The sequence below is a fragment of the Nitrosomonas halophila genome (genome assembly GCF_900107165.1).
Classification (GTDB): domain Bacteria; phylum Pseudomonadota; class Gammaproteobacteria; order Burkholderiales; family Nitrosomonadaceae; genus Nitrosomonas; species Nitrosomonas halophila.
The window spans coordinates 56808-73009 of record NZ_FNOY01000002.1; the positions used below are offsets into that span (position 1 = coordinate 56808).

At 55.1% G+C, this 16202-nt stretch carries 18 protein-coding genes; 16 read left to right on the forward strand and 2 right to left on the reverse strand.

What is annotated here, in order from left to right:
• Nucleotides 1-75: 75 nt before the first annotated feature.
• Together BLV85_RS00825 and BLV85_RS15765 are read right to left on the reverse strand one after the other, a co-directional pair.
• Complete coding sequence (locus tag BLV85_RS00825; RefSeq protein ID WP_245725026.1) at nt 76-1209, reverse strand: Fic family protein; 1134 nt, start codon at nt 1207-1209, stop codon at nt 76-78.
• Between the two features lie 122 nt (nt 1210-1331).
• On the reverse strand, nt 1332-1457 hold the full coding sequence (locus tag BLV85_RS15765) for a DUF4172 domain-containing protein (RefSeq protein WP_281245698.1): 126 nt from the start codon (nt 1455-1457) through the stop codon (nt 1332-1334).
• A gap of 578 nt (nt 1458-2035) precedes the next feature.
• Between BLV85_RS15765 and BLV85_RS15400 the strand changes: the two genes are divergently transcribed.
• The 16 genes from BLV85_RS15400 (at nt 2036) to BLV85_RS00910 (ending at nt 16191) form a co-directional block, all read left to right on the forward strand.
• Nucleotides 2036-2269: a nucleotidyltransferase family protein gene (locus BLV85_RS15400; RefSeq protein WP_090411127.1), complete on the forward strand. Its 234-nt coding sequence runs from the start codon at nt 2036-2038 to the stop codon at nt 2267-2269.
• Nucleotides 2266-2523, forward strand: coding sequence for a hypothetical protein (locus BLV85_RS00840; protein WP_176973878.1), 258 nt, complete (start codon nt 2266-2268; stop codon nt 2521-2523). Before BLV85_RS15400 ends, BLV85_RS00840 begins: the two co-directional genes overlap by 4 nt.
• Entirely contained in the window at nt 2514-2729 is a 216-nt protein-coding gene (locus BLV85_RS00845; RefSeq protein ID WP_245725027.1) for a helix-turn-helix domain-containing protein, read from the forward strand. Before BLV85_RS00840 ends, BLV85_RS00845 begins: the two co-directional genes overlap by 10 nt.
• Entirely contained in the window at nt 2726-5176 is a 2451-nt protein-coding gene (hsdR, locus tag BLV85_RS00850) for an EcoAI/FtnUII family type I restriction enzme subunit R (RefSeq protein WP_090411129.1), read from the forward strand. Before BLV85_RS00845 ends, hsdR begins: the two co-directional genes overlap by 4 nt.
• A 1-nt stretch (nt 5177) precedes the next feature.
• Complete coding sequence (locus tag BLV85_RS00855; RefSeq protein WP_090411131.1) at nt 5178-5465, forward strand: GIY-YIG nuclease family protein; 288 nt, start codon at nt 5178-5180, stop codon at nt 5463-5465.
• 51 nt (nt 5466-5516) lie between these two features.
• Nucleotides 5517-6983: a type I restriction-modification system subunit M gene (locus BLV85_RS00860; RefSeq protein WP_090411220.1), complete on the forward strand. Its 1467-nt coding sequence runs from the start codon at nt 5517-5519 to the stop codon at nt 6981-6983.
• Entirely contained in the window at nt 6980-8092 is a 1113-nt protein-coding gene (locus BLV85_RS00865) for a PDDEXK nuclease domain-containing protein (protein WP_090411133.1), read from the forward strand. The genes BLV85_RS00860 and BLV85_RS00865 overlap by 4 nt, the downstream gene beginning before the upstream one ends.
• A 216-nt stretch (nt 8093-8308) precedes the next feature.
• Nucleotides 8309-10063: a restriction endonuclease subunit S gene (locus BLV85_RS00870; protein WP_090411136.1), complete on the forward strand. Its 1755-nt coding sequence runs from the start codon at nt 8309-8311 to the stop codon at nt 10061-10063.
• 8 nt (nt 10064-10071) lie between these two features.
• Nucleotides 10072-11961: an ATP-dependent nuclease gene (locus BLV85_RS00875; RefSeq protein WP_090411138.1), complete on the forward strand. Its 1890-nt coding sequence runs from the start codon at nt 10072-10074 to the stop codon at nt 11959-11961.
• Nucleotides 11958-12986: a Fic family protein gene (locus BLV85_RS00880; RefSeq protein ID WP_090411140.1), complete on the forward strand. Its 1029-nt coding sequence runs from the start codon at nt 11958-11960 to the stop codon at nt 12984-12986. Before BLV85_RS00875 ends, BLV85_RS00880 begins: the two co-directional genes overlap by 4 nt.
• 40 nt (nt 12987-13026) lie before the next feature.
• A complete protein-coding gene (locus BLV85_RS00885) occupies nt 13027-13488 on the forward strand; it encodes a transposase (RefSeq protein WP_218132748.1) in 462 nt (153 codons plus the stop codon).
• 1 nt (nt 13489) lies between these two features.
• Nucleotides 13490-13612: a hypothetical protein gene (locus tag BLV85_RS15770; protein ID WP_281245699.1), complete on the forward strand. Its 123-nt coding sequence runs from the start codon at nt 13490-13492 to the stop codon at nt 13610-13612.
• Nucleotides 13613-13891: 279 nt separating this feature from the next.
• On the forward strand, nt 13892-14065 hold the full coding sequence (locus BLV85_RS15035; RefSeq protein ID WP_176973879.1) for a hypothetical protein: 174 nt from the start codon (nt 13892-13894) through the stop codon (nt 14063-14065).
• A gap of 4 nt (nt 14066-14069) precedes the next feature.
• Nucleotides 14070-14255 carry a hypothetical protein gene (locus BLV85_RS00895; RefSeq protein WP_090411142.1) on the forward strand — a complete coding sequence of 62 codons (186 nt, stop codon included), beginning with the start codon at nt 14070-14072 and terminating at the stop codon, nt 14253-14255.
• 8 nt (nt 14256-14263) lie between these two features.
• The gene (locus BLV85_RS00900) at nt 14264-14521 is read left to right on the forward strand and encodes a hypothetical protein (protein WP_090411144.1); all 258 of its coding nucleotides are present in this window, start codon (nt 14264-14266) and stop codon (nt 14519-14521) included.
• A 602-nt stretch (nt 14522-15123) separates the two neighbouring features.
• Nucleotides 15124-16191, forward strand: a complete 1068-nt coding sequence (locus BLV85_RS00910; RefSeq protein ID WP_090411148.1) for a Fic family protein — start codon at nt 15124-15126, stop codon at nt 16189-16191.
• The last annotated feature ends 11 nt before the right edge of the window (nt 16192-16202 follow it).

The window sequence follows — 16202 nt, forward strand, 5'->3', positions numbered from 1 at the left end:
GCTAACATCCTGCGCCAAGGCGATGAGCATTCATGTCGCTCCTCGGTGGACCTTCTCTGCCCAACGCTGGTCAGCTCAACCAAACTGCAGATCAGGTAGTTGCCGCTCTTGGATAGTGTAATCATGAGAAATAAAATGCGAGATCCTGAGTTCTTCTAGGAGGCGCAGCTGCTCAGGGAGATCATTCAGCTCATAGCTGGTGCTACGCCCACCCGCATCCGTTTTCCGTAGTACACCCCGCCCAAGTAGATCGTTGATGTCGCGCAGAGCAGTATCTGGCGAACACTTGGCGATGGCCGCCCACTTGCTGGTGATGAGCTTGCCTTCGAAGCCGTCAAGCAGCTTGTTCAGCAACCTCACCTGTCGCTCGTTCAGTGGCGTGGTCGCCCAGTACTGCCAGAATCGCGCCTTGGTCAGTACGGCATCGAGCGTGTGCTGCACCTGACCGACGGCACGATGGAGGGTATCGAGAAACCAAGCAAGCCACTCGGTGACGTCCATTGATCGCTTCTGGGTCCGCTCCAGGATGTCGTAGTAGGCCTTGCGTTCGCGCTGAATCTGCGCCGAGAGGCTGTAGAAACGTTGCGGGCTGCCATCGGCGCGCGCCAGCAGCAAATCGCCTATGGCCCGGGCGATACGGCCATTGCCATCGTCGAACGGGTGCAGGGTGACGAACCACAGGTGGCCAAGCCCGGCCTTGAGCAGCGGCGGGTCGTTCGATGCGCCGTTGACCCAGCCGAGGAAGCAGCGGGCTTCGGCCTCCAAGCGATCGGCAGGCGGCGCCTCGAAATGCACCCGCTGGCGGCCGATAGGGCCAGACACCACCTGCATCGGGCCGGTGGCATCGTCGCGCCAGCCGCCAACCTTGATCTTGGAGAGCCCAGAGTAACCAGCAGGAAACAGCGCGGCATGCCAACCGAACAGCCGCTCCCGCGACACCGGCGCAAGACAGTTGGCAGTGGCATCGAACACCATCTCAACCACGCCCTCGACGTGGCGATCGACCGGCGCCAGGGCGCCTATGTCCACACCCAGCCTACAGGCGATGGACGAGCGCACGGATTCGACGTTGAGCTGCTCACCCTCGATCTCGCTAGTCTTGACCACGTCCTCGGTCAGTGCCGCCAGGCTCGCCTGATCGCGCAGGGCCATGCCCACGTCGGCCAGGCGGCCCATCAAAAGCCCCTGGGTGCGACTGACCTCAGCCATGGGCCTAGGAGGCTGTCCGAGAATAGACCGATCTACTGCGGACGAACCTGCCTGAGCGGGATTTTCCGATCCTTTTCGTTGAATAGAACAGCTATTCGCCTCAAATGATCGAAAAATCCCGCTCAGCCAGCTTCGCCCTCGCTACGATCGCTATTCTCGGACAGCCTCCTAGCCAACGCCGCCAGATCGAAACGCCAGTTCGTCCAGTCGCTGGCCTGCCAGATATATTTGTAATCGCCGCTATTCATGCGGAGATTATGGCCCGCAATCTCCGCACGCGCAAGTTATTCGCCGCCCGGCTGTCTCCGCCACCCCGTAATGGGTGTGCTTTTGCTTACCCGCCCAACAACACCGCGCTCGTTTTGGATATTGCGAATTTTTGTTTGTTTCATTTATGCTTCCTCCCATGATGCTGTTCGAGCAAGCACAGGCGCTCAAGATGGGGTGCGACTAACTGGCCTGACGGACGCGGGTTCGATTCCCGTTTAGGGAATTGAACTGACATCGGAAAGCAGACGAGGTTGAGCAGCCATTCCGGCCATTAATCAAGGCGGAAAACCTGCTCGAATGTCCGCAGACTTGGTCTGTCAGCCCCCGCTTTTCGCACCAGTACGCAGGACTCCGTAACTTGCCAGAACGCCGGTATCGCGTACTTTCAATCGTCATTTGATGCGGGGTACCATCCCACCACCAATACCAGAGCGGTTTCAAAACTATCGACACTCCCTCAAATTTTGAGTTGCACACCGCATAGCAGATGCTATATTGTCGGGTAGTTTTGAATGCGAGAAAGACCGGAAGATAAACTGCCTTTGGAGGCTGAGCGATGAACAGACAACGTGTCCTTGACCTGCTGCGCCGCAGCAAACCCAAGTTGCAGGCCCGTTTCGGCGCAACCTGGCTGGCCTTGTTCGGTCCCATCGCCCGTGACACGGCGAGCAGCGGCAGCGATGCCGATGTGCTGGCGGCCTTCGATGCCACCCTTTGGAGCATCATCCAGGATGATGTGCCGGAACTGCTGCCGCTGCTCAAGGCGCTGAAAAACGAGGCGCAATCATGAGACCCGGCAGCGTCCAAATTGTCGGTCGCGTCCCCACCGTCGGGGTGATCAAGCGATTGAACGAAGAGGATCTTCTCTTTCTCAACCGGCTGAACGTCGAGCGGCTTAAGCTCATATCCCAGGTCCGCGCCACCACGCTGATAACCCGCTTCACCCAGGGTGACCGGGTCGGCCTCCAAGCCCCGGACGGCCAGATGCGGGAAGGCATGGTGCGCCGCCTGGTCCAATCAGCAGGAGATTCCCAATGGCCATGATCCGCCAACCCGAAAACTTCCCGGAAACAGTCAAGGCCGTCCGGCGGCAGCTGGCGCTCTCCCAGGAAGAACTGGCTCACGCCCTCGGCGTGAGCTTCGCCACCGTCAACCGCTGGGAAAACGGCAAGACAGTACCATCGAAACTGGCGCAGCGTCAGTTTTGGCAGTTTTGTGCACAAATGAAAGAACAGGGAAAACTGATTTGACGAACAAGAAGCAACTCTCCGAGCGCGATATCTGCACCAAGTTCATTACACCCGCCCTGGAGCAGGCGGGCTGGGATGTCATAACTCAAGTCAGAGAGGAGTTCCCTCTCACCAAGGGGCGCATCATCGTTCGCGGCAAGCTCCATGCCCGAGCCAAGCACAAGCGCGTCGATTACGTGCTGTTCTTCAAGCCGAACATCCCAATTGCCCTTATCGAAGCCAAGGACAACAACCACAGCATCGGCGATGGCATGCAGCAAGCACTGGGCTATGCCGAGATGCTGCAAGTCCCATTTGTATTCAGCTCCAACGGCGATGGTTTCCTGTTTCACAATAAGATCGCTCCGGACGGCATCATAGAGCGTGAGTTTGCCCTCCATGAATTTCCCGCTGCGGAAACGCTGTGGCAATGGTGGGTGCAGCATCGGGGACTAAACGACCAGCAGAATACGCTGGTTACTCAGGATTATTACAGCGACGGCAGCGACAAGACCCCGCGCTATTACCAGCTGCTAGCCATCAACAAAACCATCGAGGCAATCGCTCGCAGCCAAAACCGCATTCTGCTAGTCATGGCGACTGGCACCGGCAAGACCTTCACCGCCTTTCAGATCATCTGGCGGCTCTGGAAGTCAAAAGCGAAAAAACGCATCCTGTTTCTCGCCGACCGCAACATCCTGATCGATCAGACCATGACCAACGACTTTAAACCGTTCGGTTCGGCCATGACCAAAATACAGAATCGGCAGGCCAACAAATCCTACGAGATTTATCTTTCGCTCTATCAGGCAGTAACCGGCAGCGAGGAAGAAAAAAACATATACAAACAATTCAGCCCGGATTTTTTCGACCTTATCGTCATCGATGAATGTCACCGGGGCAGCGCCGCTGCCGACTCTGCCTGGCGAGAGATACTCGAATACTTTTCCTCAGCCACTCAGATCGGCCTAACCGCCACGCCCAAGGAAACCAAAGCAGTCTCCAACATCGATTATTTCGGCGATCCCCTCTACACCTACTCCCTCCGGCAAGGAATCGACGACGGCTTTCTGGCCCCCTACAAGGTGGTGCGCATCGACCTCGACAAAGACGTGACCGGTTGGCGGCCAGACAAAGGAATGGTCGACAAGTACGGCAACGAGATTGCAGACCGCATCTACAACCAGAAGGATTTCGACAAGACCCTGATACTTGAGCCGCGCACCCAACTGGTGGCAAAGAAGATCAGCGAGTTTCTCAGACAAACCAACCGCTTCGACAAAACCATTGTCTTCTGTGAAAACATCGACCATGCCGAGCGGATGCGGCAAGCGCTGGTCAATGAAAACGCCGATCTGGTGGCGCAGAATAGCAAATACGTCATGCGCATCACGGGTGACAACGAGGAAGGCAAGGCCGAACTCGACAACTTCATCTTCCCCGAGAGCAAATACCCAGTCATCGCCACCACCTCCAAACTGATGACCACCGGCGTCGATGCCCAGACCTGCAAGCTGATCGTACTCGACCAGCACATCCAGTCCATGACCGAATTCAAGCAAATCATCGGGCGTGGCACCCGCATCAATGAAGATTACGGCAAATATTACTTCACCATCATTGATTTCAAGAAAGCTACCGAGCAGTTCGCCAATCCCGATTTCGACGGTGATCCGGTGCAGATCTATACGCCCAAAGGGGGAGATTCACCGGTGCCACCGGATGCTTCAGGCGAGAGTGAAGACGGAAATGGCATCATCTATTCGGAACACAACGAAGACCGGGAGTGGATAGGCATCCATGAGCGCGATCCGGAAGAGGAAAACAGCAGTGTGCGCCGCTATGTGGTGGCCAATGTCGAAGTCAGGGTCGCCGCCGAGCGGGTCCAGTACTTTGATGCAAGCGGAAAACTGATCACCGAATCCCTCAAGGATTACACCCGCAAGGCCCTGGCCAAGGAATACGCCTCACTCGACGATTTCCTGCAGCGTTGGCACCACGCCGAGAAAAAGCAGGCCATCATCGACGAACTAGCGGAACAGGGGGTATTCTTCGAGGCCCTCGCCGAGGAGATCGGGCGACAATCCGGCAAGACATTTGATCCCTTCGACCTGGTCTGTCATGTCGCCTGGGATATGCCACCCCTCACCCGCAAGGAACGGGCCGAACAGGTCAAAAAGCGCAACTACTTCACCCAGTATGGCGAACAGGCCCGCCGGGTGCTGGAAGCCCTACTCGACAAGTACGCCGATGAAGGCATGGTCCACATCGAAGAAACGCAAATTCTCACCATTGCCCCTTTTACCAAATTCGGCACGCCGCTGGAAATTATCCGCACATTTGGAGGACTGGATCAGTACCAGCAAGCGGTGCATGAACTGGAGAATGCGCTTTACCTTTCCGATCGTCATTCCCGCGTACAAAGGGCCCCTCCTCGCGAAGGCGGGGACGGGAATCCAGGTGCGTGAAATGAAACAGCCCTGCGTCTACATCCTCGCAAGCCAAAGAAACGGCACCCTTTATACCGGGGTAACCAGCGACCTCATCAAACGGATATGGGAACACAAAAACGATCAGACGAAAGACTTTACAAACAAATATGCAGTGCATCGCCTGGTCTACTTCGAACACCATGAAGACATGATTTCTGCAATCACCCGCGAAAAGCAGATCAAGAAATGGAACCGGGCCTGGAAACTGCGCCTGATCGAAGAACAAAACCCAGGTTGGAACGATTTGTACGAAAAATTACTTTGAAATTTCTGGATTCCCGCCTGCGCGGGAATGACGAAGGAGAAAATCGAAAATATGTCCCTCACCACCCTCATCAAAACCATTCAGGACATCATGCGCAAGGATGTCGGCGTCGATGGCGACGCCCAGCGCATCAGCCAGATGGTCTGGCTGATTTTCCTGAAAATCTTCGACGACAAGGAACAGGAGTGGCAGCTCACCGTGCCCGGCTACCAATCGCCGCTGCCCAGCCGTTTCCGCTGGTCCAGCTGGGCCAAAAACCCCGAGGGGATGACCGGTGAGGAACTGATCGACTTCGTCAACAACGACCTCTTCCCGGCGCTCAAGAAACTGGCCACCGCCGCCGGTGTTTCACCCCATGGCAAAGTGGTCGGCTCGGTGTTCGAGGATGCCTACAACTACATGAAATCCGGCACCCTGCTGCGCCAGGTGATCAACACCATCGAAGAGGATGTGGACTTCAACAAGTCCGGCGACCGTCACCTGTTCAACGACATCTACGAGAAAATCCTCGCCGACCTGCAATCGGCCGGTAACGCGGGCGAATACTACACCCCCCGCGCCGTCACCCAGTTCATGGTCGACATGCTCGACCCGCAGCTCGGGCAAACCCTTCTCGACCCGGCCTGCGGCACCGGTGGCTTTCTCATCTGCGCCATCGAACACCTGAACAAGCAGGTCAAAACCGCCGACGACCGCAAGCGCCTGCAGGAATCTATTTACGGCGTGGAGAAGAAACCGCTGCCGCACATGCTGGCCATGACCAACATGATGCTGCACGGCATCGATATGCCCACCAACGTCCGCCACGACAATACCCTGGCGAAGCAACTTCAAAGCTACACACCAAAAGATAGGGTGGACCTGATCATCACCAACCCGCCCTTCGGCGGCATGGAAGAGGACGGGATCGAATCAAACTTCCTCAAGAAATACCAGACCCGCGAGACCGCCGATCTCTTCATGGCGCTGATCATGCATCTGCTCAAACACGACACCGGCAAGGCGGCCGTGGTGCTGCCCGACGGCTTTCTCTTTGGTGAAGGCGTCAAAACAACGCTCAAGCGCGAACTGCTGGAGGAGTTCAACCTGCACACCATCGTGCGCCTGCCCAAGGGCGTGTTCAGCCCCTACACCAGCATCGCCACCAACATCCTCTTTTTCGAAAAGGGCGGGCCGACCAAGGAGGTCTGGTTCTTCGAACACCCCTATCCAGACGGGTACAAGTCCTACTCCCGCTCCAAGCCCCTGACTATCGCCGAGTTCGACCTCGAAAAGAGTTGGTGGGGCGGCGCCGAACGTACCGGCCGCAAGATCACCGAGCAGGCCTGGAAGGTCCTGGCCAGTTCCTTGGCTGAGCGCAACTACAACCTGGACTGCAAGAACCCCCACGAGGTGGCGGTCAACCACCGCGATCCGGAGGAACTGATGGCCGAATACCAGCAGATCGTCCACCAGCTCGAAGCGGCGCAGGCCGCCTTGAAGGCCGAGTTGATGGCCTGCCTGGGCGGCAAGGCATGAGCGACCTGCATTTGACAACGGTTGAATACCGCGACTGGCTGAAGGAGATTAAACAGCGGTTGCGGCAGGCGCAGGTAAAGGCGGCGGTGCAGGTGAATAGCGCCTTGCTGACCTTCTATTGGGAGCTGGGCGCGGACATCGTGGAGCGCCAGCAAACAGCCCGATGGGGCAGCGGGTTCCTGAAGCAGTTGAGCGTCGATCTGATGGCGGAATTTCCGGACATGAAGGGGTTTTCACTACGGAATCTTGAACAGATTCGTCGCTGGTATCTGTTTTATGCCGAGGGGATTACAAATTGCGCAACAGGCTGTGGCACAATTGCGAAGCAGCCTGCTACGCAATTAGCCGACAATTTAATTCAATCACACCTCGTGACCAAATTGGTATCGATCCCGTGGTGGCACAATGTGGTGATTGTCTCCAAATGCAAGGATGTCACCGAAGCGCTCTACTACGTGAATCAAACCATTGAGCACAATTGGAGCCGGAACGTATTGATTCATCAGATGGAGAGTAGCCTGTACGAGCGCGAGGGAAAGGCGGTCACCAATTTTGCAGCAACACTTCCGGCTCCGCAGTCGGACTTGGCGCAGCAGTTGATTAAAGATCCGTACAATTTTGATTTTCTGACGCTGACAAAAGCGTACAACGAACGGGAACTGGAAAAGGCGCTGACCGACCATATCACCAAATTCCTGCTGGAGCTGGGGGCCGGTTTCGCCTATGTGGGGCGACAGAAAGGTTTACAGGTGGGCGAGCGGGATTTCTTCCTCGACCTACTCTTCTATCACACCAAGCTACATTGCTATGTCGTCATAGAACTCAAAACCGGCGAGTTTGAGCCGGAGTATGCCGGGAAACTGAATTTTTATCTAAAGGCCGTGGACGAGCAGTTGCGCGGCGACCGGGATGAGCCAACCATCGGTATTCTGCTCTGCAAAACACGGGATCGCGTCGTGGTGGAGTATGCGCTGAGCGATATTCACAAACCCATGGGCGTTTCAGAATACCAGCTGACCCGCGCCCTGCCGGATAATCTGAAACCGAGTCTGCCGTCGATAGAAGAGCTTGAAGCGGAGTTCGGCAACCCGGAGGGCAGCGATGAATAACAATTTCTCACGCGAAGACGCGAAGACGCGAAGGGTTGAAAATAGTCGTCATACCCGCGCACAAAGGGTCCCTCCCCGCGAAGGCGGGGACGGGTATCCAGGTTCGCCGAAAGTAAATATCCAACAAGCTGTTGGACAATGGGCCGGACAGTTCTCTTCGCAATTTGTACAAGGAGTGCCTGCACTATTCCCAGGCTTTCAGCGCGGGGGCCAATCATGACCGACTCCACCCGCAATCTGCTGGAACAGCACTTCGATACCGCCTTTGCCGCGCCCGATGGCATTGCCCGGTTGCGAGAATTGATATTGACCCTCGCCATGCAGGGCAAGCTGGTGGAGCAGGACTCGAATGATCCGCATGCCTCGGAACTGTTGAAGGAGATCGAGGCCGAAAAACAGCGGCTGGTGAAGGCAGGCAAAATCAAAAAGCCTAAGCCCCTGCCGCCGATCAATCCGGAGGAAGTGCCCTACGAACTGCCGCCGGGGTGGGAGTGGGTGAGGTTGGGTGAGGTAGCAGAAATAGTTCGTGGCGTAACCTACTCAAAAAGCCAAGCCAGTGATGTGGGCAGTCCTGGGACCATAGAGTTACTTCGGGCAAACAATATTAATGGAACGATTAATTTTTTAGAGACGCTTTATGTCCCTGTTGAGTTGGTAAGCGATTATCAACGGCTACAACAAGGTGATATCTTGATTGCCATGTCGAGCGGTTCTCCTCATCTTGTAGGAAAAGCAGCTCCATTCTTCGCTGATCGGGAATGCACTTTTGGAGCATTTTGTGGGGTAATACGGGCAAGCTGCGAAAGAACTTTTACTTTTCTGCATCATTATTGCCAAACTCCTCTCTATCGCAAACAAACTCAGAAAGAAGGCAAAGGTATCGGAATTCAAAATTTGAATAAAGGTGCACTACAGAACTTATACTTGGCGCTCCCTCCCATCCCCGAACAACAACGCATCGTCGCCCGCATCGACCAATTGATGGCCCGTTGCGATGCGCTGGAAAAACTGCGCAAGCAGCGGGAGGAAAAACGGCTGGCCGTTCACGCCGCCGCCATCAAACAACTGCTCGACCCCGCCCTTCGCGCCTTCGTGCCTTCGTGTGAGCCATTTGACTTCCTCGCCCAGCACTTCGGCGAACTCTACACCGTCAAGGAAAACGTCGCCGAACTGCGCAAGGCCATCCTCCAACTCGCCGTCATGGGCCGCCTCGTCCCCCAGGATCCCAACGACCCGCCCGCCAGCGAACTGCTGAAAGAAATCGAAGCCGAAAAACAGCGGCTCTCCTCTTCGTCATCCCCGCGCAGGCGGGGATCCAGTAAGCCCCTGCCGCCCATCAAGCCGGAGGAAGTGCCCTACGAACTGCCGCAGGGGTGGGAGTGGGTGAGGCTGGGGAACACAATCTTAAATATGGATGCTGGCTGGAGTCCTAAATGTGAAAGTGAACCAGCGAGAGACAATGAATGGGGTGTCCTCAAAACGACCGCTGTTCAAACCTTACAGTTTTGGCCTTACGAAAATAAGGCTCTTCCTGAAAAATTAGCCCCACGGCCTGATACCCAGGTTGAAGAAAACGACATTCTGATTACCCGCGCAGGCCCAAAGAATCGTGTAGGAATCTGTTGCGTCGCAAAACCTGTCCACCCGAAAATAATGCTTTCCGACAAAATCATACGGTTCAAGATTTATGGAGATCTGATTTCCCCAGATTATTGTGCTCTTGCCTTAAACACCGGATATGGAGCTGAACAAATCGAGAGAATGAAGTCTGGTATGGCAGATAGCCAAATGAACATATCCCAAGACAAAGTGAAGCAAGTAATTGTTGCAATCCCTCCACTGCCCGAACAACACCGCATCGTCGCCCGCATCGACCAGTTGATGGCCCTGTGCAACACGCTCGACAAAAAGATTGACGCCGCCACCGATAAACAAACCGAATTCCTCAACGCCGCGATGGCTCAGGTATAGGAGATGCCATGCGCCTGACATCACTCTACATCGGCCAGTACAAGAACCTTCGGGACTTTTCCCTGAGCTTCGATGGCAGCAGTTTTATCGATGTCTTTGTCGGCAAGAACGGCACCGGCAAATCCAATCTATTCGAGGCGCTCATCGAGATCTTCCGCCATATCGTCGAGTTCGACCGTTACAAAGCCCCCTGCGATTTCAATTACCGCATCGGCTTCGAGATCGATGGCAAGGCCACCGAGATCGGCTGGAACTCCGGAAAGCTGACCATCGGCGGCAAAGAGCGAAAAACAATCGGTAAGACGCCGCTACCGAATAATGTGCTGATCTACTACTCCGGCCACAACGACACAGTGGCAAAGCTGGTCGAGCAGTATGAAGAGGCCTTCCGCAAACGCATCAAACGCGCCGATTTTAACGAGGCCCGGTATTTCATCGGCGTCGGCCCGGAATACAAGGAGCTACTGCTGGCCGTGCTGCTGATGCAACCCGACACCTGCAAGGCCCGGCAATTCATCTGCCAGAAGCTCGGCATTGAAACCGTGGCCTCAGAAGCGAAGGTGGTGCTGGAACGTCCCGCCTATGCTGCCGATTCCCGTTTTGACATTGAATTCAACGACGAAACCGACCGCTACTGGAAACCGGAGGGGATCACCAAAACCTTTCTCGACCGGCTCCATGGCTGCATCAACACCACCACCACCGGCAGCCCGGTACGCTCCGAGGGCTATTTCTCTGCCGACGACCGTTACATCCTCTATTTCGATATCGCCAAAATCCGGCAGGAATTCGCCGACTTCAGCCCCCAGGAACTGTTCCGCCAGTTCGATAACCTGAAGACACTGGGGATGCTGGCCGAGATCACCATCCCCCTGCAACTGACCGGCGGCATGGACGCCACCATCGCACATTTCAGTGACGGCCAGTTCCAATCGGTATACATCTACTCCATCGTTGAGCTGTTCAAGGACCGCAACTGCATCACCCTGCTCGATGAGCCCGACTCCTTCCTTCACCCAGAATGGCAATTCGCCTTCCTCAAACAGGTCTTCGAAATCACCGACACCACCCCCAAAAACAACCATGTACTGATGAGCAGCCATAGCGCTGCAACACTATGCAGCCTTGATGACCAGCCGATTAGTCTGTTCAAGATTGAAAACTCTGCTGTTTCCTGTTTCAAACGATCCAAGAAGGAAGTTATCCATGAGCTCTCGGACAGTTTCATCCAATATTCGGAAGACGAAAGCAAACTCCTCATCGACAATGTCATTCGGTCGTCGCTGAGGCCCATTTTGTTTGTTGAAGGGCCTTCCGATGTCAGCATATTGAATACCGCCTACCGAAAACTTTATCCAGACGAAGATATTTCAATTCTGATTCAGGATGCATTTGACCGGGGATTTATCAGGACACTGCTTGCGCGCCATGAAGTGTTCGCTACCTATCCCGATAAGCAATTTTTTGCCCTGTTTGATTTTGATGATGCCTATAACGACTGGCGTGATTTGGGAGGCGAGTTCCAAATAACCGACATCAGCCTAGGGCTGTGTCGAAAACTTGGAGGAAAGAATGCACATACCTTCCTGCTCCCGGTTCCGGATAACGATTTGAGGAAGCAGGTTTGGGACGAAAGCAATCCAACTGAGAAAATCAGACCCAAACCGCACTTTTGCGTCGAGCATATTTTTTGGGGAAATGACGGGTTGGGCAGCTGGTTTCGAACCGATGACAAGAGCGGTCTTATCAAATTCAAAGGTGACAAGCACAAAGTAAGGTTTGCCAAGGAAGTAGTGCCAACCCTGACCCCGGACTGCTTCGAAGTCTTCCGTCCCATGTTCGATTTCATCAAATCAAAATGCCCGGCTGATGTGGAAGGAGAGGTGGCAGCACCATGATCAAGCCTCCCACCTACCAGCCGCCCTACACCATCACTCCGACGATTGTGAATCTGATCGCCGAGATCAGCGAAACCATCGGCCGTTACTCCGCGCTGGCCGAACAGAACCTGACACCGCGCCTGCGCCGGGAGAACCGCATCCGCACCATCCAGGCCTCGCTGGCCATCGAGAACAATACGCTCACCCTTGAACAGGTAACCGCCGTGATTGAGGGCAAACGGGTATTGGGGCACCCCCGCGAAATTCAGGAAGTGCGTAACGCCTTTGCGACCTACGAAGCCATGAAGGATTGGGACGCCAGTGCTGAGGAGGATCTGTTGGCGGCTCACGAATTGCTGATGCGCGGGTTGGTGGATGAAACGGGCCATTATCGATCCGGCGGGGTCGGCATTTTTCAGGGAGAACAATTGGTGCATATGGCCCCACCCGCTGATCGAGTACCCAAACTGATGGCGGAGCTGCTTGATTGGCTTGCAACTACCCACGAACATCCCTTGGTGGCCAGTTGCGTCTTTCACTACGAGTTCGAATTCATTCACCCCTTCGCCGACGGCAACGGGCGGATGGGGCGGTTGTGGCAAACCCTGATTCTACGGAACTGGAAACCGCTGCTGGCTTACCTGCCAGTGGAGACTGTGATTCGAGATCGGCAGAAGGATTATTACCGGGTACTCGCGGCAGCCGACCAGCAGGCAGATGCCACGCCGTTTATCGAATTCATGCTGAATGCATTGCGCGATGCCATACACGAGGCTGTATTGACCGACCAAGTAGGTGATCAAGCAAGCGACCAAGTAGCGGCATTGATCCGTGCGATTGGAAACGGCGAGCTCGGCAGCAACAATTTGATGCAGGCTTTGGGTTTGTCACACCGCCCCACGTTCCGGAATAACTATCTCAACCCGGCACTGCGAGACGAATGGATCGAGCGCACGCAACCTGATTCCCCGCGCAGCCCGACTCAGCGCTATCGGTTGACCGGCAAAGGCCAGCGTTGGCTGCTAAATCATGTTGACAAGTAGCAGAGGACGAGGATTTCTATTTTGAGGAGGAACTGGGGATATGACATACCACCCAGGCAAGCATCACCGCCGATCAATCCGTCTGCCTGGTTACGATTATTCACGGAATGGGGCCTATTTCATCACCCTCTGCACGCATAACAGGCATTGTCTGTTTGGCAAAATCGCCGATGGCGCAATGCAGATGAATGATGAGGGGAATATCGTGCGCCAATGTTGGGATGCAATCCCCATCCATTTTCCACGCATAGAGATGGACGAATTGGTTGTTATGCCAAATCACATCCATGGCATTGTGGTGATCGATGGTAGGGGCACGGCATGCCGTGCCCCTACGGTGGAACAATTCGGGCAGCCGGTATCTGGATCGATTCCAACAGTCATGCGATCATTCAAATCGGCCGTGACAAAACATATCAACGAAATGCACGGCACGCCCGGTGCCCGGTGCCCGGTTATGGCAGCGCAATTATTGGGAACACATCATCCGCAACGAAGATGAATTGAACCGCATACGGCAATACATCATCGACAACCCCGCACGGTGGGAGATGGATCGGGAAAATCCCAATGCCGCACAACTGGACGTGGCAATCAAGAAGAATTTTGATGAGTGGGAGGCATGAGCGGGGAACCTAAGGGGCCCGATGAATTGGGATATGTCAGTCGTGGCCGATCTCGGCACAGGCCTCGAGATGCCGCCCACCTCTATGGTAAACCTTACCCGTTTGTTCAAACTGGAGATGTGAAACCGGCAGGACTTTATCTGACAAAATACACCCAAACTTACAGCGAAGCGGGGCTGCGCAGGACAATCTGAGTCAGGCCATTACATATCCATGTTTTATATCTGGATTATAGAAGCCAATCCAATTTGAAGCTGATATGGCAAAACTGAAAAAGTGATGAAAACCACTAAAAAAATAGCGCCCTCTCCGGAAGGCCAAAAGCAATTGGAAACGCTCCGACAGGCCGTTGCCAAGGCGCTGGACAAAAAGCGACGTCTGGGCCAGTACGCCGTGATCTGGCAGGACGGCAAGCCAGTAATGACCGGCGCGGACGCTCCACGCACTCACTGAAGACATGGCTGAAGGGAGCAGGATAAAACAAACCTCCGAAACCACCTTTGAAACCGTCATCAAAGCGGCGCTGCTGAATGACGGTTACCACGAACTGACCTCGATTGCGTTCGACACTGAGCGGGGCATTTTTCCCGATAATCTGCATCTGGCCGACAACTCCGCCTTCCAAGCCATCAAGAGCGATTAGCAGAATTTATGAAAAAATCAAGCAAGAAAAAACCGACCTGGATCGACCTCAAGCGCCAGCTTGCCGAGTTCGACCATCCTGCGCTGCTTGCCCTGATTCAGGATCTGTACACCGCCAGCAAGAACAATCAGGCTTTTCTCCATGCACGCTTCGCCCTGGGTAAAGACGTACTCGAACCGTACAAGACCACCATCGACCGCTGGGTTTGTCCGGATGTGATGCATAATCAGGATATTTCTATCGCCAAGGCCAAGAAAGCCCTTTGAACTGCAGCGGCTGCGCAAGGAGAATGCCCACCTCAAAGCCCTATTAGGGCTCGTTAATGAATAACTTGGGCATACGTTGTTACGTATTCGAGAAAGATGCAAGGCGCGAGGCGAAGCCGACTGGCGAGAGGATGCCAAGGCCTTCATACAATCCTGCCTGGAACTCGGCATTCCAGCGGCGGCCGCCATCCCCTGGATATGTCCTTTTCCAGCTTGCCCGCATGTGGGACAAACGCCAGCGAGGCTACCGGGCCATGGGATACAAGATCAAATCAATAGCAGCGTTATTTTAGGAGCACCCTAAAGCCAAAACATGGCTCATTTGCTTGTAAAAATCATGATTATTGATGGAAAACTGGCATCTATTGCGTCTGGCTCCATAGATTCAGAGCGGATTCCTATACGGGAAGGCGAGGGCGGTGCTTCGCCACCGTCAGGATGCAAACCAAGGTTTTCATCGTTTCAGTTTGCAAGTGACTCGAAAGCTGGGTTGACAGGAAACGATCACAAATGGGGTAATTTACAGGTTATTGGGGTAACGGCGTATCACAATACCCTATTATGGATTATGATTACCCTATTTACAGACTCGCGCCGCACCGATGCACTCACTCTCTCCCGACTATCTCGCCAAACTGCGCTTTGACGCCCAGCAGCTGACGACCCTGCGCGCGCTCGGGGAATACCGGGGCAAGCAGCGGCTTTACGTCGCCCAATCGCCCGAGGTGCTGAGCGATCTGCGGCAGGTTGCCGTAATCGATTCGACCGAGTCATCCAACCGTCTCGAAGGCGTTGTCGTTCCCACAAGCCGACTGAAATCGCTGGTGCTCAAGAACGACGCGCCCAAGAGCCGTTCCGAGCAGGAAGTTGCCGGCTATCGCGACGCTCTGGCTTTGATTCACGAAAACGGCGAACAGATGCCTTTCTCCGAGGGCACGGTGCGCCAGCTGCACAGCATCCTGTACCGCTATCTGCCGCAACCGGGGGGTCACTGGAAGGCCACCAACAACGACATCGTCGAACGGCATCCGGACGGGCGCTTGCGCATCCGCTTCCGACCCGTCGCCGCGCATCTCACACCGATGGCGATAGCAGACCTGGTTGCACGCTACCGCGCCGCGCTGGATCAGCATCTGGCCGATCCACTGGTGCTCGTACCGCTGGCAATCCTCGACTTCCTGTGTATCCATCCCTTCCCAGACGGCAACGGACGCATGGCGCGACTGCTCACCCTGCAACTGCTCTATCACTTCGACTATGCCGTAGGCCGCTTCATCAGCCTGGAACGCATCTTCGAGGAATCGAAAGAGAGCTACTACGAAACGCTGGCAGCCAGCTCCAAGAGCTGGCACGAGGCCGCTCACGACAGTACCCCCTGGCTCGACTACTTTTGGGGCGCCTTGCTGCGCGCCTACAAGGAATTTGAGGAACGGGTAGGCACCCTCACACGCGGACGCGGGGCAAAGGGCAACCGGGTGCGAGCCGAAATCCTCAAGCGCAGCCTGCCGTTCTCGATCTCGGAAATTGAACAAGCCTGCCCCGGTATCAGCCGCGACATGGTGCGGCTGGTGCTGCGGGCGATGAAGACCGAAGGGCTGATCGCGCCGACGGGCAAGGGGCGCGGGGCCAAGTGGATCGGCCTCGACCAAAGACCACCAACACCAGAATAGAATAGAAAAAC

Excerpts from the sequence above, each read along its gene's own strand:
- BLV85_RS00825 (WP_245725026.1), bottom strand. The coding sequence starts at position 1,209 with ATGGCTGAGGTCAGTCGCACCCAGGGGCTTTTGATGGGCCGCCTGGCC.
- BLV85_RS15765 (WP_281245698.1), bottom strand. The coding sequence starts at position 1,457 with ATGAATAGCGGCGATTACAAATATATCTGGCAGGCCAGCGACTGGACG.
- BLV85_RS15400 (WP_090411127.1), top strand. The coding sequence starts at position 2,036 with ATGAACAGACAACGTGTCCTTGACCTGCTGCGCCGCAGCAAACCCAAG.
- BLV85_RS00840 (WP_176973878.1), top strand. The coding sequence starts at position 2,266 with ATGAGACCCGGCAGCGTCCAAATTGTCGGTCGCGTCCCCACCGTCGGG.
- BLV85_RS00845 (WP_245725027.1), top strand. The coding sequence starts at position 2,514 with ATGGCCATGATCCGCCAACCCGAAAACTTCCCGGAAACAGTCAAGGCC.
- BLV85_RS00855 (WP_090411131.1), top strand. The coding sequence starts at position 5,178 with ATGAAACAGCCCTGCGTCTACATCCTCGCAAGCCAAAGAAACGGCACC.
- BLV85_RS00860 (WP_090411220.1), top strand. The coding sequence starts at position 5,517 with ATGTCCCTCACCACCCTCATCAAAACCATTCAGGACATCATGCGCAAG.
- BLV85_RS00865 (WP_090411133.1), top strand. The coding sequence starts at position 6,980 with ATGAGCGACCTGCATTTGACAACGGTTGAATACCGCGACTGGCTGAAG.
- BLV85_RS00870 (WP_090411136.1), top strand. The coding sequence starts at position 8,309 with ATGACCGACTCCACCCGCAATCTGCTGGAACAGCACTTCGATACCGCC.
- BLV85_RS00875 (WP_090411138.1), top strand. The coding sequence starts at position 10,072 with ATGCGCCTGACATCACTCTACATCGGCCAGTACAAGAACCTTCGGGAC.
- BLV85_RS00880 (WP_090411140.1), top strand. The coding sequence starts at position 11,958 with ATGATCAAGCCTCCCACCTACCAGCCGCCCTACACCATCACTCCGACG.
- BLV85_RS00885 (WP_218132748.1), top strand. The coding sequence starts at position 13,027 with ATGACATACCACCCAGGCAAGCATCACCGCCGATCAATCCGTCTGCCT.
- BLV85_RS15035 (WP_176973879.1), top strand. The coding sequence starts at position 13,892 with ATGAAAACCACTAAAAAAATAGCGCCCTCTCCGGAAGGCCAAAAGCAA.
- BLV85_RS00895 (WP_090411142.1), top strand. The coding sequence starts at position 14,070 with ATGGCTGAAGGGAGCAGGATAAAACAAACCTCCGAAACCACCTTTGAA.
- BLV85_RS00900 (WP_090411144.1), top strand. The coding sequence starts at position 14,264 with ATGAAAAAATCAAGCAAGAAAAAACCGACCTGGATCGACCTCAAGCGC.
- BLV85_RS00910 (WP_090411148.1), top strand. The coding sequence starts at position 15,124 with ATGCACTCACTCTCTCCCGACTATCTCGCCAAACTGCGCTTTGACGCC.